This is a genomic window from Brevibacillus sp. LEMMJ03, from assembly GCF_007197875.1.
Taxonomy (GTDB): Bacteria; Bacillota; Bacilli; order Brevibacillales; family Brevibacillaceae; genus Brevibacillus; species Brevibacillus thermoruber.
Genome location: NZ_VKJN01000014.1, coordinates 43,308 through 65,941 on the forward strand (window position 1 = coordinate 43,308; position 22,634 = coordinate 65,941).

Annotated in this window: 25 protein-coding genes; 19 read left to right on the forward strand and 6 right to left on the reverse strand. The window is 60.1% G+C overall.

Annotated features, from left to right (window positions below; translation table 11 throughout):
- Nucleotides 1–50: 50 nt before the first annotated feature.
- Complete coding sequence (larC2, locus tag FOI68_RS17175) at nt 51–1,115, forward strand: nickel pincer cofactor biosynthesis protein LarC2 (protein ID WP_255433652.1); 1,065 nt, start codon at nt 51–53, stop codon at nt 1,113–1,115.
- Nucleotides 1,108–1,659 carry a DJ-1/PfpI family protein gene (locus FOI68_RS17180; RefSeq protein WP_029098370.1) on the forward strand — a complete coding sequence of 184 codons (552 nt, stop codon included), beginning with the start codon at nt 1,108–1,110 and terminating at the stop codon, nt 1,657–1,659. The genes larC2 and FOI68_RS17180 overlap by 8 nt, the downstream gene beginning before the upstream one ends.
- Before the next feature lie 56 nt (nt 1,660–1,715).
- Here FOI68_RS17180 and larC read toward each other — a convergent pair whose 3' ends face one another.
- Nucleotides 1,716–2,633: a nickel pincer cofactor biosynthesis protein LarC gene (larC, locus tag FOI68_RS17185; RefSeq protein WP_143863866.1), complete on the reverse strand. Its 918-nt coding sequence runs from the start codon at nt 2,631–2,633 to the stop codon at nt 1,716–1,718.
- A gap of 129 nt (nt 2,634–2,762) precedes the next feature.
- Between larC and FOI68_RS17190 the strand changes: the two genes are divergently transcribed.
- From FOI68_RS17190 to lipA, 3 genes are all read left to right on the forward strand, one after another.
- Nucleotides 2,763–3,893, forward strand: coding sequence for a metallophosphoesterase family protein (locus FOI68_RS17190; RefSeq protein ID WP_143863867.1), 1,131 nt, complete (start codon nt 2,763–2,765; stop codon nt 3,891–3,893).
- Entirely contained in the window at nt 3,890–6,058 is a 2,169-nt protein-coding gene (locus FOI68_RS17195) for an ATP-binding protein (protein WP_143863868.1), read from the forward strand. Before FOI68_RS17190 ends, FOI68_RS17195 begins: the two co-directional genes overlap by 4 nt.
- A 175-nt stretch (nt 6,059–6,233) precedes the next feature.
- Complete coding sequence (lipA, locus tag FOI68_RS17200) at nt 6,234–7,121, forward strand: lipoyl synthase (RefSeq protein ID WP_029098374.1); 888 nt, start codon at nt 6,234–6,236, stop codon at nt 7,119–7,121.
- A 48-nt stretch (nt 7,122–7,169) separates the two neighbouring features.
- On the opposite strand, the gene FOI68_RS17205 is transcribed toward lipA, so the two are convergent.
- Entirely contained in the window at nt 7,170–8,027 is an 858-nt protein-coding gene (locus tag FOI68_RS17205; protein WP_255433657.1) for a YhcN/YlaJ family sporulation lipoprotein, read from the reverse strand.
- A 114-nt stretch (nt 8,028–8,141) separates the two neighbouring features.
- Here FOI68_RS17205 and FOI68_RS17210 point away from each other — a divergent pair, with 114 nt between their 5' ends.
- A complete protein-coding gene (locus tag FOI68_RS17210) occupies nt 8,142–8,762 on the forward strand; it encodes a YutD family protein (protein WP_370512140.1) in 621 nt (206 codons plus the stop codon).
- Nucleotides 8,763–9,467: 705 nt separating this feature from the next.
- Nucleotides 9,468–10,100 (forward strand): nitroreductase family protein, encoded by a 633-nt coding sequence (locus FOI68_RS17215; RefSeq protein WP_143863871.1) that lies wholly within the window; start codon nt 9,468–9,470, stop codon nt 10,098–10,100.
- A gap of 200 nt (nt 10,101–10,300) precedes the next feature.
- Here the strand turns inward: FOI68_RS17215 and FOI68_RS17220 are convergent, their stop codons facing one another.
- Both FOI68_RS17220 and glpX read right to left on the reverse strand, forming a co-directional pair.
- Nucleotides 10,301–10,573: a DUF3055 domain-containing protein gene (locus FOI68_RS17220; RefSeq protein ID WP_029098379.1), complete on the reverse strand. Its 273-nt coding sequence runs from the start codon at nt 10,571–10,573 to the stop codon at nt 10,301–10,303.
- 11 nt (nt 10,574–10,584) lie between these two features.
- On the reverse strand, nt 10,585–11,559 hold the full coding sequence (glpX, locus tag FOI68_RS17225) for a class II fructose-bisphosphatase (RefSeq protein WP_029098380.1): 975 nt from the start codon (nt 11,557–11,559) through the stop codon (nt 10,585–10,587).
- 121 nt (nt 11,560–11,680) lie between these two features.
- Between glpX and FOI68_RS17230 the strand changes: the two genes are divergently transcribed.
- From FOI68_RS17230 to FOI68_RS17245, 4 genes are all read left to right on the forward strand, one after another.
- Nucleotides 11,681–11,788: a hypothetical protein gene (locus FOI68_RS17230; protein ID WP_029098381.1), complete on the forward strand. Its 108-nt coding sequence runs from the start codon at nt 11,681–11,683 to the stop codon at nt 11,786–11,788.
- 16 nt (nt 11,789–11,804) lie between these two features.
- On the forward strand, nt 11,805–12,239 hold the full coding sequence (hepT, locus tag FOI68_RS17235; RefSeq protein ID WP_143863872.1) for a type VII toxin-antitoxin system HepT family RNase toxin: 435 nt from the start codon (nt 11,805–11,807) through the stop codon (nt 12,237–12,239).
- A 93-nt stretch (nt 12,240–12,332) separates the two neighbouring features.
- Complete coding sequence (locus FOI68_RS17240) at nt 12,333–12,971, forward strand: helix-turn-helix transcriptional regulator (RefSeq protein WP_044900442.1); 639 nt, start codon at nt 12,333–12,335, stop codon at nt 12,969–12,971.
- Between the two features lie 73 nt (nt 12,972–13,044).
- Entirely contained in the window at nt 13,045–13,824 is a 780-nt protein-coding gene (locus tag FOI68_RS17245) for a TIGR01457 family HAD-type hydrolase (protein WP_029098384.1), read from the forward strand.
- On the opposite strand, the gene FOI68_RS17250 is transcribed toward FOI68_RS17245, so the two are convergent.
- Nucleotides 13,792–14,277 carry a phosphatidylglycerophosphatase A family protein gene (locus tag FOI68_RS17250; protein WP_044900443.1) on the reverse strand — a complete coding sequence of 162 codons (486 nt, stop codon included), beginning with the start codon at nt 14,275–14,277 and terminating at the stop codon, nt 13,792–13,794. The genes FOI68_RS17245 and FOI68_RS17250 overlap by 33 nt on opposite strands.
- A 230-nt stretch (nt 14,278–14,507) precedes the next feature.
- On the opposite strand from FOI68_RS17250, the gene FOI68_RS17255 reads away from it, so the two are divergent.
- The 3 genes from FOI68_RS17255 to FOI68_RS17265 are packed head-to-tail and all read left to right on the forward strand — an operon-like array spanning nt 14,508 to nt 17,447.
- Complete coding sequence (locus FOI68_RS17255; protein WP_143863873.1) at nt 14,508–15,593, forward strand: hypothetical protein; 1,086 nt, start codon at nt 14,508–14,510, stop codon at nt 15,591–15,593.
- Nucleotides 15,550–16,509, forward strand: a complete 960-nt coding sequence (locus FOI68_RS17260; RefSeq protein WP_143863874.1) for a 2-hydroxyacid dehydrogenase — start codon at nt 15,550–15,552, stop codon at nt 16,507–16,509. The genes FOI68_RS17255 and FOI68_RS17260 overlap by 44 nt, the downstream gene beginning before the upstream one ends.
- Entirely contained in the window at nt 16,506–17,447 is a 942-nt protein-coding gene (locus tag FOI68_RS17265; RefSeq protein ID WP_143863875.1) for an alpha/beta hydrolase, read from the forward strand. The genes FOI68_RS17260 and FOI68_RS17265 overlap by 4 nt, the downstream gene beginning before the upstream one ends.
- A gap of 15 nt (nt 17,448–17,462) precedes the next feature.
- Here the strand turns inward: FOI68_RS17265 and FOI68_RS17270 are convergent, their stop codons facing one another.
- Nucleotides 17,463–17,690 carry a NifU family protein gene (locus FOI68_RS17270; RefSeq protein ID WP_029098389.1) on the reverse strand — a complete coding sequence of 76 codons (228 nt, stop codon included), beginning with the start codon at nt 17,688–17,690 and terminating at the stop codon, nt 17,463–17,465.
- Nucleotides 17,691–17,880: 190 nt separating this feature from the next.
- Here FOI68_RS17270 and cysK point away from each other — a divergent pair, with 190 nt between their 5' ends.
- From cysK to FOI68_RS17300, 5 genes are all read left to right on the forward strand, one after another.
- Nucleotides 17,881–18,804 carry a cysteine synthase A gene (gene cysK, locus FOI68_RS17275; RefSeq protein WP_143863876.1) on the forward strand — a complete coding sequence of 308 codons (924 nt, stop codon included), beginning with the start codon at nt 17,881–17,883 and terminating at the stop codon, nt 18,802–18,804.
- 1 nt (nt 18,805) lies between these two features.
- Nucleotides 18,806–19,939 carry a bifunctional cystathionine gamma-lyase/homocysteine desulfhydrase gene (locus FOI68_RS17280; protein WP_029098391.1) on the forward strand — a complete coding sequence of 378 codons (1,134 nt, stop codon included), beginning with the start codon at nt 18,806–18,808 and terminating at the stop codon, nt 19,937–19,939.
- A gap of 32 nt (nt 19,940–19,971) precedes the next feature.
- Nucleotides 19,972–20,298 (forward strand): YuzD family protein, encoded by a 327-nt coding sequence (locus tag FOI68_RS17285; protein WP_029098392.1) that lies wholly within the window; start codon nt 19,972–19,974, stop codon nt 20,296–20,298.
- A 653-nt stretch (nt 20,299–20,951) separates the two neighbouring features.
- Nucleotides 20,952–21,293: a hypothetical protein gene (locus FOI68_RS17295; protein WP_143863877.1), complete on the forward strand. Its 342-nt coding sequence runs from the start codon at nt 20,952–20,954 to the stop codon at nt 21,291–21,293.
- A 491-nt stretch (nt 21,294–21,784) separates the two neighbouring features.
- Nucleotides 21,785–22,594, forward strand: coding sequence for a hypothetical protein (locus tag FOI68_RS17300; protein WP_143863878.1), 810 nt, complete (start codon nt 21,785–21,787; stop codon nt 22,592–22,594).
- The last annotated feature ends 40 nt before the right edge of the window (nt 22,595–22,634 follow it).

The window sequence follows — 22,634 nt, forward strand, 5'->3', positions numbered from 1 at the left end:
CCGAATTGGTGTATGATGCAAGAAAAGGAACCGTGCCGGAGGGATGGGTGATGATGAGATTGGTCATACGCAGCGAACGGCCGCTGTTTTTGCGCGAACTGGCCGAACCGCTGAGGCGCCTGCTGCCCGCCGGGGAAACGGACCGTTTCTCCGCGGACGAACGGGTCGCGGACATCCTGAATCGCGCAGCGGCGTACCGGCCGTTTTGCCGCGAGGACGACTGGGCGGCGGAGGAGGAGGCGCTGCGGACGCTGATGACGCTTCTTCCGGAAAACGGCCGGCGTGTCGCGTTTGGGGTACAGTGCCTGCCCGTCCCCGCCGGTCTGCCCGTTCCCCTGCTCACGCTGCTCGAGGGCTGGATGATCCGTGAAGAGGGCTGGCCCCCGGCGCTGTTCTCCCCGCTTGCCATGCTGTGGCTGCAGGCCGTGGGCGCCCGGCCGCTCGCCCGGCTTGAAGGCCGGTTTGCGCAGGTGGAGCACGGGGAAGGGGTGGCGGTGATCCGGCTGGAGAGCGAAGCGCGGGGTGACGGGACCGACGTGCCCGTCGTCAAGGAACGGCGGCAGCACGAAGAGGAGCACATTGACGAAGGAATGTACCTGCTCCAGGCCAATCTGGACGACAGCAGTCCCGAGTGGCTGGCCCATGTGCTGGACAGGCTGTTGGCGGCGGGAGCCAACGACGTCCACTTTCTGCCCGCGACGATGAAAAAGAGCCGTCCCGGTGTGCTGCTGCAGGCATTGTGCTACGGCAGCCGGCTGGACGAACTGAAAACCATCCTGTTTCGGGAGACGACCACCTTTGGCGTTCGGTATTTTCCCGTTTCCTGCCACAGGCTGGCCCGCCGCGTCGTCACCGCGACTACCCCGTGGGGAGACGTGCCGGTCAAGCTGGGCTACCACCGGGGAGAGCGGGTGCAGGCGGCGCCGGAATACGATGTCTGCGCCCGTTTGGCGAAGCAGGCCGGGGTGCCGTTGAAGCAGGTGTACCAGCAGGCGCTGCTGCTGGCGGAATCCGCGGAGGCGCAAACCAGGCAGGAGGAAGAAGGCGGCGTGGAGAAATGGAAAAGAGAGGAAGAGATTCCTCAGAAAGACGCAGGGAGGCTGTGCGATGAGTAAAAAGGTGTTGATTGTCACCGGTGACGCGGTAGAGGCACTGGAAGTCTTTTATCCGTACTACCGCTGCCTGGAAGAGGGATTCGAAGCGGTGATCGCTTCCCCCGCCAAAAAGACGCTGCACACGGTATGTCACGATTTTGAAGCCCACAGCGAGACGTACACGGAAAAGCCCGCCTACCAGTTGTCTTCCCACGTCGCGTTTGCCGACGTCAAGGCGGAAGAGTACGACGGCCTGATCATTCCTGGGGGACGGGCACCGGAGTACATCAGGCTGAACGAACACCTGAAGCCGATTCTCGCCCACTTCTTTGAAACGAACAAGCCGATCGCGGTGATCTGCCACGGCTCGCAAGTCCTGGCCCTGGTCAAGGAACACCTGCGCGGCCGGGAAATGACCGCCTACCAGGCATGCCGGCCCGATGTGGAGGCGTGCGGCGCCGTTTACAAAACCGACACGCTGCACGTGCACGGCAATCTGGTGTCGGCTCACGCCTGGCCGGATCTGCCGGGATTCATGCGCGAGTTTATTCGCCTGCTCCGCTAGCGAAAAAACGACAGCCTTGTCCGCCGGAAAAGCGGGCAAGGCTGTTTTTTTGCTCATCAGGGACGGCCGATCAGCACGCGCAGGACGTTGGGCTGGTCGGGCAGATCGCGCGTGCCGGCTCCGTAGCCGATCGCTTCCACGGTCATCGCCGGCAGCGGCCCAAACTCGCGAACCAGGGCCGCCGCGACGCCCGCCCCCGTGGGCGTGGTCAGCTCCTTTTGGATGTTGGTGCGGCGCAGGGGAATGCCTTTGAGCATCTCCATCGTCGCCGGAGCGGGGACCGGATAGAGCCCGTGGTCGCAGCGGACATAGCCGTTTCCGGTGGGGACGGGACCGGCGTACAACTGGTCGATCTCCAGTTCTTCCAGGGCCAGGGCGATCCCGACAACGTCCACGATCGAGTCCAGCGCCCCCACTTCGTGAAAGTGGACCGTTTCCACCGGGACGTTGTGGATTTTTGCCTCGGCGACCGCGATTTTTTCAAACACGGCTTGAGCCCGGGCCGCAACTCGCGGAGCCAGTTCGGCCGCATCGATCATCTCGGCGATCTCCTTGTAGCGGCGGTGGTGATGGCCGTGGTCGTGATGATGGTCGTGATCGTGGTGATGGCCGTGATCGTGGTGATGGCCGTGATCGTGGTGATGCCCGTGATCGTGGTGGTGATGCCCATGGTCGTGATGATGATGCCCGTGGTCATGCTCGTGTCCGTGGTCGCCATGACCGTGATGGTGGCCGGCTAGAACGGGCAGCTTCTTGAGCTCGCGGGCGCGTTCCTGCTCCTCGTCGACGACGTCCAGTTTTAGTGCGCTGACGCCTTTTTTGACGACGGTTTTCCACTCCAGTCGAAACGGCCCCAGCGGCAGTTTGCGCAGTTCCTGTTCGATCCGGCCGCGGTCCGCCCCCGCGTCCACCAGCGCGGCCAGCAGCATGTCGCCGCTGAGCCCGGAAAAACAGTCCAGATACGCTATGCGCATCGCAATCGCTCCTTTTCAATCGGTTGTTTTTTCCTGTATCATGAAAGGGAAAATATGTTCGCGTGACGATTCATCCGTTGACCAAAGTGTATCACGGCAGCGGGGCGCTGTCATGTCGGGGAGGTTCACATGCTGAGGTTTATCCATACCGCGGACGTCCATTTGGATGCGCCGCTTCAGACGCTGTCCGCCCTGTACGAGCTCAGGCAGGACGACTTTCGCCGGACGATGCGGACCATCCGCGACCTGGTGCTGGACAGGCAGGCCGATTTCTGGCTGATCGCCGGAGACCTGCTGGAATACCACGGAGGGAGGCGCTCCACCGCACTCTTTTTGCGCGATTTGTTTGCCAGCGTGGCACCGGTGCCGGTCTGCATCGCGCCGGGCAACCACGATCCGTGGCATCCCGACTCCTATTACCAGACGCTGGAGTGGCCGGGCAATGTCTTCTGGTTTACGCCGGAATGGGGGGCGTACGAATTCCCGGACAAATCCTGCGTCGTCTACGGATGGGGCTTTCCCCAGCCGCACGTGTACGAATCGCCGCTGCCCGCCTTTCCCGGCCGGCTGCACGGGTACCGTCACCACCTGATGGTGCTGCACGGCAGCGTGGTCAACGGCGGGGCGGACGGGCATCATCCGTACGCGCCGGTGACGCTGGAAGAACTGGCCGCGGCGGGCATGGACTACATCGCGCTGGGCCATATCCACAAGCCGGCCGTGTTTCTCCACCCGATCAGCCAGACGCCGTTTGCCGCCTATCCCGGTTCGCCGGAAGGGCTTTCCGCCAAAGAAGCGGGGGAGCGTTTTGTCATTTTGGGCGAGTTGGACGGAGACGGACGCCTCCGGCTGGAGCACGTGCCGGTGCAAAGCCGCATCATCTCCAGGCGGGAGGTGGACGTGGCGGGGGCGGAGACGACGGAACAGCTCGTCAATGTGCTGGAGCGGGAGCTGGCCGACGAGGGGGACGGCCGCCTGCTGTACCTGACGCTGACGGGGGAGCGGCCCGCCCACTTCACGCCGCCGGTGGAGGTGCTGGAGCAGCGGTTGTCCCGCTTCTTTTTCGTGCAGTGCACGGACCGCACCTGGCCCGATCTGGACGCGGAACAACTGCAAGCCCAGTCCGGCGTCTGGGGCAGGTGGCTGTCCAAGCTGGCAGAAGCGGAAGCGGAGGCGGAAGGGGCCGACGAATGGCGCCGTGACGTCGTCCGGATGGCCCGCCGGGAAGCGCTGGCGCGAATCGGGGGGATCATGCGGTGAGAATCGACGAACTGCAGCTCCGGGGATTCGGCAAATGGCGTGAGGCGGTATTCCGCTTCGCCCCGGGCATCAACCTGTTTTGCGCCCCCAACGAAGCGGGCAAATCCACCCTGCTGCAGGGGCTGTTTGCCGCGCTGTACGGGATGAAAAAAGACTACGTCCGGACGGCCCGCTACCTGCCGGAATACGAGAAGTACCTGCCCTGGGACGGCGGGGCGTACGAAACCATTGTCCAGTACGAAGTGGCAGGCAAATCCTACCGGCTGCACCGCTGGCTGGAAAAGGAGCGGGAGCAGGCGCGGCTGTTTCTCAATCCGGACTGGTCGGAGGTAACCGGCCTGTACCAGGAAGACCGGCGAAAGGAGCGCAATTTTCTCGAGCTGCATCTCGGATTGACGCGCAGCCTGTTTACCGATGTCACCTGGATCAGGCGGGAGCCGATGGCGGCGGCGGAGCACCTGCTGCCCTCGCTGGGCACGGACGAAGCCGACCCGGCTGTCAACCGGGTCCTGGCGGAACTGGAGCGGGAACTGGCGGCCATCGGGAAAAAGGAGCGGGCGGAAAATACGCTGCTGGGAAAAGCAGGCGCCCGCGTCGCAGAAAAAGAGCGTGCCCTGGCCGAAGCGGAAGCGGGGTGGGCTGCTGCGAGCAGTCTGGCCCGGCACATCGCGGATTGGGAAGCGGAGCGAAAGGAACGGGAGCGGGCGCGGGAGAAGCTGCGGCAGCGCCTGCAGAGGATGGAACAGGAAGAAGCGGAGTGGCAGGCGCGCTGGCGGCATAGCCACGTTCCTCCTTCCCCTGAACAGTGGGAGGAGTGGGAGCGGAATGCCGTCACGGCGGAAGAGCGCCGCCTGCACCGGGAGACACGGGAGCGGCTGGCTGCGCTGGCCGCCCGGTCTGTCCCCGATGCCGATACGGAGCCGGGAGCGGAACGGGAACGGCTGGAGGCGGCCTACCAGCGGGCCGTGGAGCTGCGCAAGGCGTGGGAAGCGTGCCGGGAACAGGTGAACCGCCTGGCCGCATCCGCCATCGCCGGAACGGAGCGGCCGCGGCAGGGACGAAAAGCCGCCGGGGGGCTTTCCGCACACCGGCTGTTGTGGGCGGGCAGCGGCCTGCTGATGGCGCTGGCGGCGGGCGCCTTTGCGGCAGGGAGAGGCGCGTTTGGCTGGATCGCCAGCGTACTGGCCGTCTTCTTGGCCGCGGCGGGCGCGTGGATACGCAGACGCGCACGCGGAAACCAGCGCGTGCCGGCCGTCATCGAGGAGTGGCGGCGCCTGCAGCAGGAGGCGGACCGCCTGGAAGCGGAGCTTTGCGACATCTATCGGGAATGGAACGCGGCTGATTGGGACGCGTTCCTCCTGCTCCGGGAAGAACAGATGAACCGCAGCCGGCAGCGGGAAGCGGACAGGCAGGCGGCGGAGTGGAAGCGGCGCGAGGAGGAAGCGCGGCTGCTCGCCCGCTGGGGGGATGCGCTGCGCTCCTTGCTGGAAGCGGAAAAAGCGGAACGGGACAGGGAACGGGACGGTCTCGTGCAGTCGCTGAGGGAGACGGAAGAGCGGCTGCAGGAGCTGCGGGAGCAGATCGCCCGGGCATCGGGCGAGATGGGGAGCCATGACGCGGTATCGGTTGCGCGGGCACGCAGCGAGTACGAGGACGCCGCGGCCGCCCTGCGCAGCCTGCAGATGCGGAGGGAAGCGCTGCGGCTCGCCCGCGACACGCTGCAGGAGGCTTTGGCGGAATGGAATCGGGACGTCTCTCCTGTCCTGAACGGACTGGCTTCCGATGTGATGGCGCGAATCACGGGCGGCAGGTACCGGGACGTGCGGCTGGACCCGCGCGAACGGTTTGCAGTCCGGCTGCTGGAACCCGACCGGCATCTGGTCGTGGAGCAGGAACAGTGCTCCCTGGGCACGCAGGATCAGCTCCACTTTGCGCAGCGGGTGGCGCTGCTGCGCCTCGTCAGCCGGCAGACGGAGCCGCTGCCGCTGTTTCTCGACGACCATTTCGCCCATTACGATCAGGAGCGGCTGGAGCGGACGCTGACCTTTGTGGCGGAACTGAGCGAAGAGCATCAGGTGTTCCTGTTCACCTGCCAGGAGCGGGAGCTGACGCTGTTGGAGCCGTACCTGCGGGGATCGGACCGGCACATGGTTCACCGGCTGTAAAGCGGCCGAAAGGGACAGGGTCGGCGGGCCTCACCCGGTTCGTGCATCTGGCTTCACCGGTCCGGGCGTCTGGCGGGGCGGGCGTCCGTACACCCGAAACGGGAGCGGATATTGCTCCCCCCAAAGGCGTTCCTCTATAATGGAGGATGACCAAGTCCAATGAGGAGTGAGCCCAATGACGCAACGCAAACCGGAGTGGCTCAAGATCAACCTTGTATCAGGAAAAGAACTGGCCAACTTCAAGGAACTGAAGCAGACCATGCGCAGCAAGACGCTGCATACCGTATGCGAGGAAGCAAAGTGTCCCAACATTCATGAATGCTGGGCCAACCGTACGGCCACCTTCATGATTTTGGGTGATATATGTACCCGGGCCTGTCGGTTTTGCGCGGTGAAGACCGGCCTGCCGACGGAGCTGGACCTGGCCGAGCCGGAACGCGTGGCGGAAGCGGCGGAGCAGATGGGGCTGAAACACGTCGTCGTCACCTCGGTCGCCCGTGACGATCTGGCGGACGGCGGGGCGATGATCTTCGCGGAGACGATCAAGGCGATTCGCCGCCGCCTGCCGCTCGCCTCCGTGGAGGTGCTGATCCCCGACTTCATGGGCAACTGGGATGCGCTCAAAGTCGTCATGGATGCCCGGCCTGACGTGCTGAACCACAACATCGAAGCGGTGCGCCGCCTCTCCGACCGGGTGCGGGCCCGCGCCAAGTACGACCGGACGCTGGCGCTTTTGAAAAAGTCCAAGGAACTGCAGCCGGACATCCCGACCAAGTCCAGCCTGATGATCGGGGTAGGCGAGACGTTCGAGGAGATTCTGGAAACCATGGACGATCTGCGCGCGGTCGACGTCAACATCATGACCATCGGCCAGTACCTGCAGCCGACCAAAAAGCACCTGCCCGTGGAAAAGTACTACCACCCCGACGAGTTTGCCCGCCTCAAGGAAGAGGGCATGAAGCGCGGGTTCAGCCACGTGGAGGCGGGACCGCTGGTGCGCAGCTCGTACCACGCCCACGAACAGGCCAACGCCGCCAAGGAAACGATCGCCCAGGCGAAATAACCAAGGAAAAACGCAAACCCCTATGTCAGACATAGGGGTTTGTTGCCGTTAGCGGGTGGTTGTGGTCATCCTGGAGCCTTTGGTCCTCATTTCTTCGCCGTCCACCATGCCGCCCATCCGCTTGATCAGGGCATCCACGCTGCGTTCTTCGTCGGCGCGCCCCATCGAGACATTGCTCGCGCGGCTCGCGATCCGGGAGATTTCGGCGATGTCGTTCGCGTTGTCGGTCACATACACCTTGTAGTATCGCGGCGCAATCGACTGGGCGCCCATGCGCGCCTGTTCCTTGGCCGTGCGGGCGTTGCCGCCCAGCGTGTTGAGGCCGACGAAAATCTCCTCGTCCGTGACGAGAACAGTGGAGCGGTCCACGCCCGGACAGGTAGCGGTCACGTTGCCCACGGCGCGGGCCAGCGCTTCCCGGTCGACAAAGACATTGTTCGCTCCGGCCGTACGGACGTGCTTCCGGTCGATTTGGGCATAGCCCAATCGCGGTGTCGTCGTCGCCATCACGCCCGCGCCGTTGCGGGCACGATAGATGGACGGGGCGCCAATGCCGTCAAGCGGGCGCCGGCCGTCGTCCGTAAAGGCATTGTACGAACGGGCGCCGCTGGTGTACGCGTTGTAGTTGTGGTAGTCGGTGCCGTAGGGAGTGTTTCTCACGCCCAGATCGTAATTGCGCACACCCAAACCGTCAAAGGGACGCGTACCGAGGCCGTCGAAAGGACGCGCGCCGACACCGTCGTAGTTCCGCACGCCGACGCCGTCGAACTGCGTGCGGGGAACGGCCTGTTGAACCGTCGTGCCTTGTTGGCGGTAATTCGGAGCGGCGTTTGGCGTACAAGCGGACGCGACCAAAGCTAGACCTGCGATTACGGGAAACAGCCATGTTTTTTTCAATGGTTCCACCCCCTACAGGTAGGGTGTCCCCCGAGGGGGGGCTGTTTTCGTGGGAATTTTATCTCCCCCTGCGAAAAATGTGATAAGATGGACGTAGTATGCAAGTGTAAGGAGGAAGCGGACTTGATTCGCACGCCAGCCGGTACTTACGAGGTCATGGAGGAAAATCGCGACGGGTGGAACCCGGAAGCGTTCAAGGAACGCTACAGCGACATTCTCGACAAGTACGATTACATCGTGGGGGATTGGGGATACGGCCAGCTACGCCTGCGCGGGTTTTACGAGAATACCAACCGCAAAGTGCCGTTCGAGCAGCGAATCGCCGCGTTGGATGAATACCTGCACGAGTTTTGCAACTTCGGCTGTCCCTATTTCGTGCTGAAAAAGGTAAAACCGGCCTCGCCTGTCTCGGGTCAGCATGGGCAGGAAACGGATGCCGGAGCCGAGGGGACGGACGCCGACCAGCGCAAGGAATCGGACAGGGACGTACAATCCCTGTATATCGAACGAAAGGAACGCCGCCGTTTCCACCCGCGCCACGGCAGACAGGAACGAACCGAGCGGAACGGCCCGTCCGCAGAGCGCAGCGGCCGCCAGGAGCGGGGAGACAACAAGAGCAAGTTTGCCAAGGGAGAAAAAAGCGGACGCGACGGCGGAAAAGAACGCCGTCAGAATGCGCCGCGAACCAACCGCGAACGGGACAAGATCCCGGCCGGTCCCAACCAACCAAAACGGGAATCGTAAACCAGCCCACTGGCAGTTGACCTGAAAACAGCCCGAATCCGATGATCGGGCTGTTGTTTTTTGTCGCGGTCCGCACATCAAAACAGGATCAGGAATATCCGGTAAAAGGCATACAGCGCTCCGCCCATGCCGACCAAGAGCAGGATCACCAGCACGGGAGACACCCGCGTAAAAACGCGACAAGGCACCGTCCGCTGAGCGCGGATCGATGCCTTGGGTCTCCGACATGCCGTCACGCCGGCGGTACAACACGGCAGCCTCAATACGGATAAAACGGGTAGAATGGGTAGGGAGCGTAGGGAAACGGTGGATAGTAGGGATAATACGGGTAGAAACCGCCGAACGGGAAGACAAACGGAATGATGACATCAAACCGGGGATGCCTTCTCCGCCGCCGCCAAAACACCGGGGCGGCCAGATCTTCCCTGTGGTGTTGATGGCTACGCGACTCGTACGGAAAATCGCCTGATTGTTCGGAGGGATACGGTTGCATCGCGCGATGTGGCACTCCTCTCGTGTTGTCTGCTTTGTAGTTGCAGTATACGAGACATCTGCCCGGGTGGAGCGTTGTCCGCAGGGAAATGGGCGGGTGTACCGGAAATGAAAACGTTTCTGACCAGGGATATCCTTTCTTTACTTAACTACAAAAAGGTAATATACTAATAAAAAGTAATTAAGTGGGGAAATAAAGGGGAGGGAACCGGGATGAAAGACTTCGTTTCCGTGGTAAAAGAGCGGCGCTCGGCCAACAAGTTTGTGCAGGGAATCGAGATTCCCAAAGAAGACTTCGAAGAGATTTTTTCGCTGGTCAAATACGCTCCGTCCGCGTTTAACCTGCAGCATGCCCGGTACGTGGTGGTCACGGATCCGGCGCTCAAGGACAAGGTGTACGAAGCGGCGCACCGGCAGTATAAGGTGAAAACCGCTTCGGCGGCGATTCTGGTGCTGGGGGACACCTTGGCGTACGAAGAGGCCGGTCAGATCAACGAGGGGCTGCTCAATCTCGGGGTGTTCAGCAAACAGGAATACGACATGATCGTGGAAAGTACGGTTGCGTTTTACCGGGAGCGGGGCGAGGCGTTCATGCGCGAAGAGGCGATTCGGAATGCCAGCCTGTCCGCCATGCAGTTCATGCTGGCCGCCAAAGCGAAGGAATGGGACACGTGCCCGATGATCGGGTTCGATCCGCAGGCCATCCGCGATGTCCTGCAGATTCCCGAGCGCTATGTGCCCGTGCTCTTGATCGCGATGGGCAGGGAAGACGTGTCCAGCCAACGGCCGCGCGGGTATCGCAAGCCGGTTGGAGAATTCGTGTCGTACAACGGCGTCGGTTTTTAACACGCCGAGCCGTCATCGTGCGGTGAAAAAGGGACGAGCCTTTATGTCAGGCCGTCCCTTATTTGGCGTGAGAAAGGTTCGTTGAATCCCCGGTCGTCTCCGCCCGTATCCATGCAAGCAGCCTGCTTCTATCCGGCAGCAGGCGGGCGGATTCCCTCGCGTTCGAGTTGCCCAAGTGATGCACCGTGTACAGTCCCGGATCAGTAAATCACGGTGTGCAAAAACGAGCGCAGTTCTTCCGCTTCTTTTTCGTTCAGGTTGAAGGCGTACTCCAGGTAGCCTTCCTCTTTCAGATCGTCGTCGCCGATGATGGCGGAGCGGCCGTTCTGGATGTTGATCACCAGTTTTTTACCGTAAAAGCGGTTGGTGGTCGTAATCGCCAGATCAAAGCGCGTCGCTTCGCCCATAAAGCTGACGAACCGGGTCTTGGTCTCCTCGGTCTCGTCGTACAGGAAAAACAGGTCGTTGGCCATTTCCTTCCCCCTTACTTCCATACGAGATTGGGCTTGTGGGTGAGATTGTGCAGCGCGCGGATAAAACGGATGGTCTTGGTCTGGGCGCGCATCACGATGGAGTGGGTCTCCACCATGTCGTCGCCGAGGTAGCGGACGCCCTGCAGCAGTTCGCCGTCCGAGACGCCGGTGGCGGCGAAGATCGCGTCGTCTCCTTTGACGAGATCGTTCAGGGTCAGCAGCTGCTCCGGATCGGCCAGCCCCATCCGGATGCAGCGCTGCCGTTCCGCGTCGTTTTGCGGCCGGAGCCGGGCCTGCATGTCGCCGCCGAGGCATTTGATCGCCGCCGCGCTGATCACTCCTTCCGGCGCACCGCCTGTGCCGAGAAACAGGTCAATCCCCGTATGCGGCATGCAGGCGGCGATGGCCGCGCCCACGTCGCCGTCGCCAAACAGCTTGACGCGCGCCCCTTTTTCCCGGACCGCATCGATGATCGCCTGATGGCGCTCCCGTTCCTGGATGATCACGGTGACGTCCTGGATGCGCTTGTTGTTCGCTTCCGCCACCACTTCGATCATCTTTTCCACCGGGTCGTCCAGCCCGATCTTGCCGGCGGCCCGCCTGCCCACCGCCATTTTGCTCATGTACATGTCGGGGGCGTGCAGCAGCGTCCCCTTGTCGCCGATGGCCACCACCGACATGGCGTTGTTGTGTCCTTTGGCGACAATCGTGGTGCCTTCCAACGGATCGACGGCCACGTCCACCTCCGGACCGGTCGCGTCCGGATGGCCCAGCCTTTCGCCGATGTAGAGCATCGGCGCCTCGTCCAGCTCGCCCTCGCCGATCACGACCGTTCCGCGCATGTTGATCGTCTCAAACATGGCGCGCATCGCGCTCGTCGCCGCTTCGTCGGCCTCGTTTTTCCTGCCTCGCCCCAACCAGTGGGAAGAGGCCAGCGCCGCCATTTCCGTTACACGCACCACTTCCAGTGCCAGTTCGCGTTCCACAGTTGCGTATCCTCCCCTTGTGCCGCCAAAAACTCACCCCTCATTGTAACACAAATGAGAGGGGGATTCGTGACAGTCCAGACAATTTTGGTATACTGATGGATGAAAAGAGGTGAAGGCGATGAACGATTCCTACCTGAGGCAAGGGGAATTGGTTCTTCTGGTGCTGGTGCTGACGTTTGTCATTACCGTATTCTACGCAAAATGGGCAGCGAAAAAGCGAAAATGATAAAGGGGATCTCTCGATGTACGACGTAAATACGAAAAAGATCGACGAAGTGTTGACTCACCTGTCCCGGATGCTCGACCTGCTGAACAAGCTGGCGGCCCGGGGAGCGGAAAACGTTCTCGCCGACGACGTGGCCGAGGCGGCGATGGAGAGGGCGCTGCATCTGTCCATCGAGGCGGTGATCGACGTGGGCAACGCGCTGATTGACGGCTTTATCATGCGCGATCCCGGCAGCTATTCCGACATCGTGGAAATTTTGCGGGACGAGCGGGTGATCAGCGACGAGCAGGCGCGGGTGCTGACAGACGTGGTGGAGTTCCGCCGTCATCTGGTCAACCAGTATACCCGCGTACCGGCGGCGGAGATGGTGGCGCTGGTGCAAAACAGCCTGCCGACGCTTCGCCAGTTCGAACCCGCTGTCCGCACGTATCTGCAAAACGAACTGTTTTGACGCGTGAATCGCGGATTTTTTATACAAAACGTTTTCTTTTGTTTACTAAAGAGGCCCGATTCGCTACAATAGAGAGAAAGGGCGGTGATTACGATGGCCAACGAAGGAACTTCCACCCGCGACCAGATCCTCAACATGCTCAAGGTAAAAGGCTCGCTGTCCGTCAGCGACATGGCCGTCGAGCTGGGGATCACGGAGATGGCCGTGCGGCGCCATCTGAATACGCTGGAGCGGGACAATCTGATCAAATCGACGCTGGTACGCCAAGCGATGGGACGCCCGACCAATGTCTACTCGCTGTCGGAGGAGGCAGATGAGCTGTTTCCGCGCAACTACTCTCATCTGACGCTCGACTTTTTGCGCGATTTGGAAGCCATGGACGGAACCGGGAAAGTGGAAATGCTGTTCCGCCGCCGGGAGAACCGGTTGGAAGAAGCATACCGCAAGCAGATACAGCAGGAGGCCCTGGAAGAGCGGGTCGCCAAGCTGGCCGAACTGCAAAACGAGAAGGGCTACATGGTGGAGTGGGAAAAGGACGAACAGAGCGGCTGCTACCGCATCCGCGAGTACAACTGTCCCATCTCCCAGGTGGCGCGCGAATTCAACCAGGCGTGCAACTGCGAGCTCTCCCTGTTCCGCCGCGTGCTGAAAGCCGACGTGGTACAGACCTCCTGCATGGCCAAGGGCGGAGACAAATGCGTGTTTGAAATCAAGGAAGCGCGGCAGGCCTAAACGAATGACAACGTGCGTAAATCCACTCGTCGCCGGGTGGATTTTGTTGTGAACGGGGAAAGGATGACGTAGCATGAAGAAGTACAAGGGGTATTTGCTGGATCTGGACGGAACCATTTATCGCGGCAGGGAGGCAATTCCGGGAGCCGCCCGGTTTGTCCGGCATTTGCGCGAACAGGGCATTCCGTACCTGTATCTGACCAACAATGCGTCCGCTTCGCCGGAGCAGGTGGCGGCGCGCTTGACCGGGCTGGGCATCGACGCGAAGCCGGAAGAGGTCTACACCTCCGCAATGGCGACCGCCCAGTTTCTCAGGGAGCAGGCTCCGGCCGGCACGCCGGTGTACGTCATCGGCGAGGAGGGACTGATCGCGCAGTTGACGGCCAGCGGCTTTGTAATGAGCGAGGAGAGCCCCCGGTACGTGGTGGTGGGGATTGACCGTTCCTTCCATTACGACAAATTGACGGCGGCCGCCCGGGCGATCCGGCAGGGGGCCACACTGGTCGCCACCAACGCCGATGCCGCCCTGCCGACGGAACAGGGACTGTTTCCCGGCAACGGTTCGCTGGTGGCGGCCGTCTCCACGGCGTCCGGGGTCAAGCCGGTGGTCGTCGGCAAGCCGGAGCGCATCATCGTTGACTACGCGCTGGCGCGGCTGGGCACGTCCGCCGGGGAGACGCTGATCGTCGGGGACAACCTGGATACCGACATAGCCGCGGGAAACCGCTCGGGCATGGACAGCCTGCTGGTCCTGACCGGTTACTCCACGAGGGAGGACGTGGACACGCACCCCTGCCGGCCTACGCACATCGCATCCGATCTAGCGGACTGGCTGCGAAGAATCGGAGGGTAGGCAGTCTTCCTCCGCCTGCTTCTGGCGGTGGGCGATGCGGCTGGACGCCGCGGCGGCTATGGCCCCGACCAGATCGTCCAGAAACGTGTGGACGCCAAAGCGCTTGTCGTTTAGCTCCCGCAGCTTGCCGTACTTGACCTTGTCCACGTACCCGTAGTTGGTGAACCCGATGCTGCCGTACAGGTTCACGACGGCCAGCGCCAGCACTTCGTCCACTCCGTAGAGCGGTTCATCCGACGCGATGATGTCCTGAAGCGGGGGGAGCAGCTTCTTTTCTTCGGCCAGCATGTCGAGCTGAATGCCGGTGAAAAGGGCGTTCTGCACTTCCCGCTTCTTCAATACGGCCCGTACGCTTTCGCGGCACGTGTCCATGGAGAGGTCGGAAATGTAGTCTTTTTGCAGAAACATGACAATCTCGGCAATGTGGTCGATGTGGACGCCGCGCTGCTCCATCAGCGTGACGACGGCGTCGTAACACGTGTAGCTGTTGAGCGGATTGTTGTGGTTCACCGCTGTCCTCCTCTCGCCACGGCTTTCCTGGGTACCCGCCTGCGGCGATTGCCGGTCAGGCTGGTAGGTGCTGCTGTATGTGCACGTGGGTAGTATCTGCAGCGAGATAGGCACCTATCCCGCCGGCGCTACATACCATGCTCCATGAGAAGGTGTGTGGGGAGGTTGTTCTCATGGAGTACAAAGCCTTGCTGGAAGAAGCATACGGATTTTCCCTGCACGGCTGCCGAACCGCCGGGGCGGGAACCGTGCTGGAGACGGATCAGGGGCTGTTTTACCTGTATACCGCGCCGGCAGGATCCAAATACAAAAGCAGGTTCATCGAGCGGGTGAAAAAACAACTGGCGCAGCAGCAGGAAGTGAACATGCTGTCGCTGGTCAAGACGAAAGAGGGATACCCGCACGTCGTCAGCGACGACCAGATCTACTACCTGTACCGGGGCGTGCGGGAAGGGGTCCCGGACGATCCGGCGTTTGCCGCAGGGCAGGCGCTGGCCCAGTTTCATCAGGCGACCCGTTCGTTCAAGAGCGACAAGCTGTTTTTGCCTTACTCCACGCTCGGCCGTTGGCCCGGCATGTGGCGGAAAAAACTGCGCGAGTACAACGGCTACCGGGAGGACATGGACGAAGCGGACGGCGAGATATTCCCGTTTGACGAGTATCTCCTGACCAGCTACACCTATGTTCACCAGTTGGGGGAGACGGCGGTGCAGTACCTGTACCATGCCGGTTACGACAGCGTGGTGAAGGAAACGGCCCACTGCGGCAAAGTTGCCTACCAAAATTTTGATCAGGGGTATATCTTATGGAATGAAGAGGCCGTTCGCTACGTCTGCGGCGAATGGAACTGGGTGCTCGACATGCGGGCGCGCGATATCGGCCAGTGGATCAAGGCGGAAGTGCGCCGGAACGGCTGGCAGGAAGACGTGGTGACCTGTTTCCTGGACGGGTACAACAGCGTCTGCCCGCTGTTGGAAAGCGAATACGCCGTGGTTTACGGCCTGATGCTGTACCCCGGGCGCTTTCTCAAGCTGGTGGAGACGTACCGCGCATTGCCGTGGGAAGAGCGGCAGGAAGTGGACGGCGCGGCGTGGAAAGAACACTTGGAGGAAGAACTGATACACATGGAAGAGGCGCTTCGCCGCTATCCGCAGACGATTGCGCAGCGATACGGGGCGCCGGTTCCGCACATTGACTGGTTGTGGAGGCCTGCCGATGACAAAACCGATGGTGTACGTGACGAGGCAAGTGGCGGATGAAGCCATCGCCATGCTGGAGGCGGTGGCGGACGTGGAAGTTTGGGCGGAGGATCGTCCCATCCCCCGAGAGGTATTTCTGCAAAAGGCGGAAGAAGCCAGCGCCCTCTTGACCATGCTGACGGAACGGATTGACGAAGAACTGCTGATGCGGGCGAAACGGCTGCGCATCGTCGCCAACATGGCCGTCGGCTACGACAATATCGACGTGGCGGCGGCCAAACGGCATGGCGTGATCGTGACCAACACGCCGGACGTGCTGACGGAGGCGACCGCCGATTTGGCCTTTGCCCTGCTGATGGCGGCGGGCCGGCGGCTGGTGGAGGCCAACCGCTTTTTGTTGGCCGGCGGGTGGACATCCTGGAACCCTCACCTGATGGTCGGCCAAAACATCTGCGGAGCGACGCTCGGCATCGTCGGCATGGGCCGCATCGGACAGGCGGTAGCCCGGCGGGCAGCGGGCTTCGGCATGCGGATTCTCTATTACAACCGCAGCCGTCGGCCGGAAGCGGAGCGAACGACAGGAGCGCAGTACGCGCCGTTTGACGAACTGCTCCGGGAATCGGACTACGTCGTGCTGCTGACGCCGCTGACGGCGGAGACGCGCCATCTGATGGGCGAGCGGGAGTTTTCCCTGATGAAGCCGACCGCCGTGTTCGTCAACGTGTCGCGCGGCGGCACGGTGGACGAAGCGGCGCTCTACCGGGCGCTGGTCGACAAACGAATCTGGGCCGCCGGTCTGGACGTGTTCCAGCAGGAGCCCGTGCCTCTCGACAACCCGCTCTTGTCGCTGCCCAACGTCGTGGCCCTGCCGCACATCGGCAGCGCGACGCATCAGACGCGACTGGAAATGGCCCGGCTGGCTGCGGCCAACATCGCTGCCGTGCTGAGCGGAAAGGAGCCCGTAACCCCCGTATGAACTGGATGATTGCGACGGTGGCCGGTCTGGTGCTGGCAGCGGCATGCATGGCGGCCGTGGCGCTGCGCGTGGCCTGGAAATTGACGCACCCGCGCCGCAGGCCGGTGGACATGGAGCCGTCCCGCTTCGGCATCGGTCACGTGGAAGCCGTCACCTTTCCCAGCCGGGAGGACGGCATCACCCTGAGCGGCTGGTACATACCGGCGGAAGCCAACGGACACGACGGTAACGGCTGTACGCTGATCTTTGCCCACGGCTACGGGCAAAACCGGCTGGAGCCGCATCTGCCCGCCCTGTCGCTGGCCGCACGGGTGCTGGCCGCCGGCTACGACGTGCTGATGTTTGACTTTCGCAATGCGGGAGAGTCAACCCCCGCGCTGACGACGATCGGTCTTCGGGAGCAGCAGGACCTGCGGGGCGCGATCGATTACGTGGAACAAAGCCGTCCCGGGCAAAAGATCGGTCTGATCGGGTTTTCCATGGGTGCCGCCACCTCGCTTCTGGTCGGCGGGACAGACGAGCGTGTGCAGGCCGTGGTGGCCGACTCGCCGTTTTATTCGCTGCGCGAGTATTTGGAGGAAAACCTGCCGCAGTGGACAGGCCTGCCGCGGGTGCCGTTCAACTGGTTGATTCTGACGCTCAGCCCGGTCATGCTGCGGGCCAATCCGTCGGAGGTCAGGCCGTACATGGCGGTGAAGCGGGCCGACAAGCCGATCCTGTTCATCCACGGCACCGGCGACGAAACCGTGCCGTGCGGCAACAGCGAACAGCTTCGGGCGCTCTCCGCTCACCCGGATTCCGCGCTCTGGCTGGTGCCGCAGGCGGGCCATGTGCGCAGCTACGCCATGATGCCCGACGAGTACGGAGAGAGGGTGGCCGCTTTTTTCCACAAGACGCTGCTGAAAACGGAAAAGCCCTTGCCGGCCAGAAACCGGTAAGGGCTTTCGCTTGCATTAGAATACTTGCTGTACTTCTTTGATCCCCGGCACTTCTTCCAGCAGCGCGCGCTCGATCCCTGCTTTCAGCGTGATCGTGGAAGAAGGGCAGCTTCCGCAGGCGCCCATCAGGCGCAGTTTGACGACGCCGTCCTCTACATCGACGAGCTGCACGTCGCCGCCGTCGCGCTGCAGGTACGGACGCAGTTTATCGAGTACTTCCTGTACTTGATCGAACATGTCCATGGGAATTTCACTCCTTTCCATCCTCCCTCTATTATAATCTCCCGGAGCCGATAAATCCATGACCGATACGCCCGAAGCGGCACTTTGCCGCGGATCGTGTTCCCGGCGGGCGTGCCGCATGGACTTTTTCGCACGGCCTCATGTTATAATAGAGGGGCGAAAAGGAACAACAAGATAAGGGGTCGGTGTCGTGAACGTATACCGTAACGTGAAGGAATTGATCGGCAACACGCCGATTGTCGAGCTGACACAGTTTGATGTGCCGGAAGGCGTTCGACTGTTTGCAAAACTGGAGTTTTTCAACCCGGGCGGCAGCGTCAAGGACCGCTTGGGACTGGAGCTGATCCGCGCCGCCGAAGAGAGCGGGCAGTTGAAGCCGGGCGGAACGATTATCGAGCCGACGGCGGGGAACACGGGAATCGGCCTGGCGCTGGCCGCGATCGGAACCGGCTATCGCGTGATCTTCTGCGTGCCGGCCAAGTTTTCCGAAGAGAAGCAGGAACTGATGCGCGCACTGGGAGCGGAAGTGGTGAACACGCCGACCGAGCTGGGCATGAAAGGGGCGATCGCCAAGGCGCAGGAACTGGCGGCGTCCATTCCCGGCGCGTACGTACCCCAGCAGTTTGCCAATCCGGCCAACCCGGCGGCTCATTACAAAACGACAGGACCGGAAATCTGGAAGCAGATGGAGGGCAACGTGGACGTGTTTGTGGCGGGGGCCGGTTCCGGCGGCACCTTCATGGGGGTAGCCCGCTACCTGAAAGAACAGAAGCCGTCCATTAAAACCGTAATTGTCGAACCGGAGGGCTCCATTCTGAACGGCGGCGAACCCGGTCCGCACAAGACGGAAGGAATCGGGATGGAGTTTTTGCCGCCGTTTATGGACACGAGCTACTTTGACGCCATCCACACCATCCTGGATGTGGACGCCTTTGAGATGGTCAGACAGTTGGCCGCCAAAGAGGGACTGCTGGTGGGCAGTTCGGCGGGCGCGGCGATGGCGGCGGCACTGCGGGAAGCGCGGGCAGCCAAGCCGGGGGCCAACATCGTCACCTTGTTTGCCGACAGCAGCGAGCGTTATTTGAGCAAAAAAATCTACCAAGGAGGAGTATAAGATGCGGATCAAAACACGCCTGATCCACGGAGGGATTGAGGGAGATCCCCATACGGGAGCCGTATCCGTTCCGATTTATCAAGTCAGCACATACAAGCAGGAAGCAGTCGGCAAGCACAAGGGCTATGAATACTCCCGCACGGGCAACCCGACCCGCCACGCGCTGGAAACCTACATTGCCGAGCTGGAGGGAGGAGCGCGCGGCCTGGCGTTCGGCTCCGGCATGGCCGCGCTGTCCACGGTTCTCTCCCTGTTCTCCAAAGGAGACCATCTCGTGGTGGGCGACGACGTGTACGGCGGCACGTACCGGGTGATTACCCGCGTCTTTTCCCGCCTGGGACTGGATGCCACCTACGTGGATACGAGCAATCCGGCTGCGGTGGAAGCGGCCATTCGCCCGGAAACCAAGGCGATCATCATGGAAACACCGACCAACCCGCTGTTAAAAGTAAGCGACATTGCCGCCCTGTCCGCGATCGCCAAAGCGAAAGGGATCATGCTGATGGTGGACAACACGTTCATGACCCCGTACTGGCAAAATCCGCTTGAACTGGGCGCCGACATCGTCTACCACAGCGCGACCAAGTACCTGGGCGGACACAGCGACGTGGTGGCCGGCCTGGTCGTGGCCAAAGACGCCAAGGTGGGCGAAGAGCTGCACTTCCTGCAAAACGCGATCGGCGGCATCCTCGGGCCGCAGGATTCCTGGCTGCTGCTGCGCGGGATGAAGACGCTGGGCGTACGCATGGAAGAGCACGAGCAAAACGCGCGGATACTGGCCAACTGGCTGGCGGAGCGGAACGACATCAAACGCGTCATCTACCCCGGCCTGCCCAGCCACCCCAACCACGAGTTGGCGAAAAAACAGGCGCGCGGCTTCGGCGGCATGATCTCCTTTGACGTCGGCAGCGCCGAACGTGCCGACGAAGTGCTGGCCAAGGTGAAATACTTTACGTTGGCGGAATCGCTGGGTGCGGTGGAGAGCCTGATCAGCGTCCCGGCCCGCATGACCCATGCCTCCATTCCGGCCGAGCGGCGGGCGGAATTGGGCATCACGGACGGATTGATCCGCATCTCGGTAGGGATTGAAGATGTGCAGGATCTGATTGACGACCTGGAACAAGCCCTTTCCTGAGAGACAGGAAAGAGGAGCAGGGGGCGGAGCAGATGAGCGTGGAAATCAAGGTCTACGGCACCGAGCAGTTGTGCGCGAGCTGCGTCAACCTGCCGTCGGCCAGGGAGACGGCCGACTGGCTGCAGGCGGCTGTCTCCCGCAAATTCGGAAACGACAGCGTCCGCATCGTGTACAAGGACTTTCAGCAGCCCGAGACAGAAGATGACAAAAGCTGGGCCAAACGCATTGTAGAAGAAGATTTGTGGTATCCGCTTGTCGTAATTTCCGGGGAAATTGTCGGCGAGGGAAATCCGAAACTGAAAGATATATACGCCAAGCTGGAAGAGCTGGGGGTAACCCCGCTCGACGCGGCGAAATAGGAGCGAGCGGGAGCAATCCCGCTCGTTTTCGTGTGCAGACAACGCTGCAGCCGGAGGGAAAGCATGTTTTTGCATAGGCTCCGGCTTTTTTTCATGGAACAAACCAACGTTTGAGTTCTGCTGGCCTGCAGGGTGATGCCGACTGGCCGATTGGCACCGATTTTCAGGTGATCTCTAAAACATTCCGCTGCATCGTTCAATGTTTAGGGTTTTTCCATATTGTGGAATTTGATCGGCATGCGATAAAATACTGTCAGGTCAAACATCCCATCACATATTCGTATCGGAGAGGGAGGAAACCCGAATGAATGATCGTAAAGAGGATACATGTCCCAAATGTTTCTCCACAGAGATTGGGCAAGGGGTTTTAAAAGGGCCTGCTAGTCTTTTCATAAGGGAAAATCGTTCGGTGGTTCCGCTATTCTTTCTCTGATCTGCACCAAATGCGGGTACATCATCTCCAGTTACGTTCAAAAACCTGAAAAATTCAAGAACTTCTGGAATTCAACCCCTCGGCAGAACGTTGTCTGCACATGGAGGGCTGTGTTTTTCCAAACGCTGCAGTTCTCCCTCTTTCGCTCCGAAAAAGTTCTGCGTATCCCGCCCGATTCATATACATCCAGAGAAAAGCGGAATCGAGGAGGGCGCCCTGCATGGAACAGCAGTTGGCTCGCTATTACGAGCTGAAAGAGGCACAAAAGAAAATCGAGGAAGAGCTGAACGACCTGAGGCAGAAACTGTTGGCGGACTTTGCGGAGACCGGGGAGGCGGAGGCAGGGGCGTACAAGCTGACCATCCACTATCAGGAGCGGCGGGAGTACCACGACGAGCGGGTTTACAACGCCCTGCCCGATCCATCGCTGTGGCGGCTGATGTCCCGGGCGGACGCCGGAAAAATCGCCAGTCTTCTCAAGCTGAACGTGATTCACGACGGCATCCTGGAGGGAACATACGAACTGAAACACATTCCCGTCCTGCGGGTGCAAAAGCGATAGCGGGACTCGGGGAAACCATAAGTCAAAAGCCTTTCGGTGAGGAACCGAAAGGCTTTTTTACGTGTAATCGCTTCACCGGGTGGAATTGACCGGACCTAACATAAACATTACGAAACACATAAAAAAGCTTCCGCTGACAAAGAACCACCTTCTTCGAAAGGTTTCGTCTTTCTTGCTAGAGAAAATACCCATATTTTTCGATTAGAATTAACAGGATAAATTGCTTATTCCGAATATATCACTTTGAAATTAGCCTGATAAATAATCCATAAGAACCAAACAAAGACGACTTGCCCAGTGGCAAAATGGCATATCGCGACGTAACCTTTTATTTTCATTAATTCCGTTTTGCAGTATGGGGAGTTTATATCATTTAGTAAAATGTACCTATTTAAAAAATAGGATATATTGGTAAAATAAGTATTGGAAAATATTGTCAATTGGCTATTTTACGTCGATTACCCAAAATTCTATCGAAAGGAAGGAGAACTATGGTAAAAAAGACTAATAGGAGGGTCATTCCGCTTTCACTTACCTTGGCGACGGCTGTTTTCTTCACAGGAGCAAGTTCTCTATTTGCCGCCAACGATCAAGTAACCCGGATTCCAGACAGGATGAAGGCTGGGACGATCATCGAATTCGACAAAGACAATAAGATGAAAATCATTGTTGAAGGGGAACCACTTGCCAAGAAGAGGGCAATCATAAAAAAAGCGCTTTCACCAGAAGAGCAGAAACAGCTTGAGGAAGAAGAAAAGATGGTTCAAAAAATTCGGGAAGAAGCGAAGGATTTGCCGGTGTACAACATTGAAAACCCTGAACCTCAGCCCGGTATGAGAGTAATTTATGACGGGGAAGGTTATATAAAAGAGATCATGTATCCGCAGGATGTTTCCACTTATGCGTATAATCCGCTTCCCAGAGGAACGAGGAAACCTCCGGGGACATACACATACGGTAACAATAACAATACAATTACAATTACCGGAACCACATCGGGTTCTGTACTTGGAGAAGGTCGCTTTACCAACTTTACAGATACAATCGGGGAGAATGACAATACGCTGAAAAAAGGCGATTGTGCGACAAAAGGCGATATTGACAATCCAAAATTTGGGACAAAACTTGCTTCAAGAAATCTTGAGAACGACGTTTTTGCATATGTATATAAGAGAGACAATGGTGCTCTCCCAGATGCAGTCCTTGACATTTGGAAAACGGGCGTCGAGTTATACGGTTTGACTTGGTCGTCAACGTTGTCATTCAAAGGCAGATATTATTACGAATTTTCATCACAATAACTGGCAGCCAGGATCAGCCATAACGATGATCCTGGCTGCA

Bases quoted from the DNA above. Each gene is read 5' to 3' on its own strand.
- larC2 (WP_255433652.1), top strand. From the start codon at position 51: ATGATGAGATTGGTCATACGCAGCGAACGGCCGCTGTTTTTGCGCGAA.
- FOI68_RS17180 (WP_029098370.1), top strand. From the start codon at position 1,108: ATGAGTAAAAAGGTGTTGATTGTCACCGGTGACGCGGTAGAGGCACTG.
- larC (WP_143863866.1), bottom strand. From the start codon at position 2,633: ATGCGCATAGCGTATCTGGACTGTTTTTCCGGGCTCAGCGGCGACATG.
- FOI68_RS17190 (WP_143863867.1), top strand. From the start codon at position 2,763: ATGCTGAGGTTTATCCATACCGCGGACGTCCATTTGGATGCGCCGCTT.
- lipA (WP_029098374.1), top strand. From the start codon at position 6,234: ATGACGCAACGCAAACCGGAGTGGCTCAAGATCAACCTTGTATCAGGA.
- FOI68_RS17215 (WP_143863871.1), top strand. From the start codon at position 9,468: ATGAAAGACTTCGTTTCCGTGGTAAAAGAGCGGCGCTCGGCCAACAAG.
- FOI68_RS17220 (WP_029098379.1), bottom strand. From the start codon at position 10,573: ATGGCCAACGACCTGTTTTTCCTGTACGACGAGACCGAGGAGACCAAG.
- FOI68_RS17230 (WP_029098381.1), top strand. From the start codon at position 11,681: ATGAACGATTCCTACCTGAGGCAAGGGGAATTGGTTCTTCTGGTGCTG.
- hepT (WP_143863872.1), top strand. From the start codon at position 11,805: ATGTACGACGTAAATACGAAAAAGATCGACGAAGTGTTGACTCACCTG.
- FOI68_RS17240 (WP_044900442.1), top strand. From the start codon at position 12,333: ATGGCCAACGAAGGAACTTCCACCCGCGACCAGATCCTCAACATGCTC.
- FOI68_RS17245 (WP_029098384.1), top strand. From the start codon at position 13,045: ATGAAGAAGTACAAGGGGTATTTGCTGGATCTGGACGGAACCATTTAT.
- FOI68_RS17250 (WP_044900443.1), bottom strand. From the start codon at position 14,277: ATGGAGCAGCGCGGCGTCCACATCGACCACATTGCCGAGATTGTCATG.
- FOI68_RS17255 (WP_143863873.1), top strand. From the start codon at position 14,508: ATGGAGTACAAAGCCTTGCTGGAAGAAGCATACGGATTTTCCCTGCAC.
- FOI68_RS17260 (WP_143863874.1), top strand. From the start codon at position 15,550: ATGACAAAACCGATGGTGTACGTGACGAGGCAAGTGGCGGATGAAGCC.
- FOI68_RS17265 (WP_143863875.1), top strand. From the start codon at position 16,506: ATGAACTGGATGATTGCGACGGTGGCCGGTCTGGTGCTGGCAGCGGCA.
- FOI68_RS17270 (WP_029098389.1), bottom strand. From the start codon at position 17,690: ATGGACATGTTCGATCAAGTACAGGAAGTACTCGATAAACTGCGTCCG.
- FOI68_RS17280 (WP_029098391.1), top strand. From the start codon at position 18,806: ATGCGGATCAAAACACGCCTGATCCACGGAGGGATTGAGGGAGATCCC.
- FOI68_RS17285 (WP_029098392.1), top strand. From the start codon at position 19,972: ATGAGCGTGGAAATCAAGGTCTACGGCACCGAGCAGTTGTGCGCGAGC.
- FOI68_RS17295 (WP_143863877.1), top strand. From the start codon at position 20,952: ATGGAACAGCAGTTGGCTCGCTATTACGAGCTGAAAGAGGCACAAAAG.
- FOI68_RS17300 (WP_143863878.1), top strand. From the start codon at position 21,785: ATGGTAAAAAAGACTAATAGGAGGGTCATTCCGCTTTCACTTACCTTG.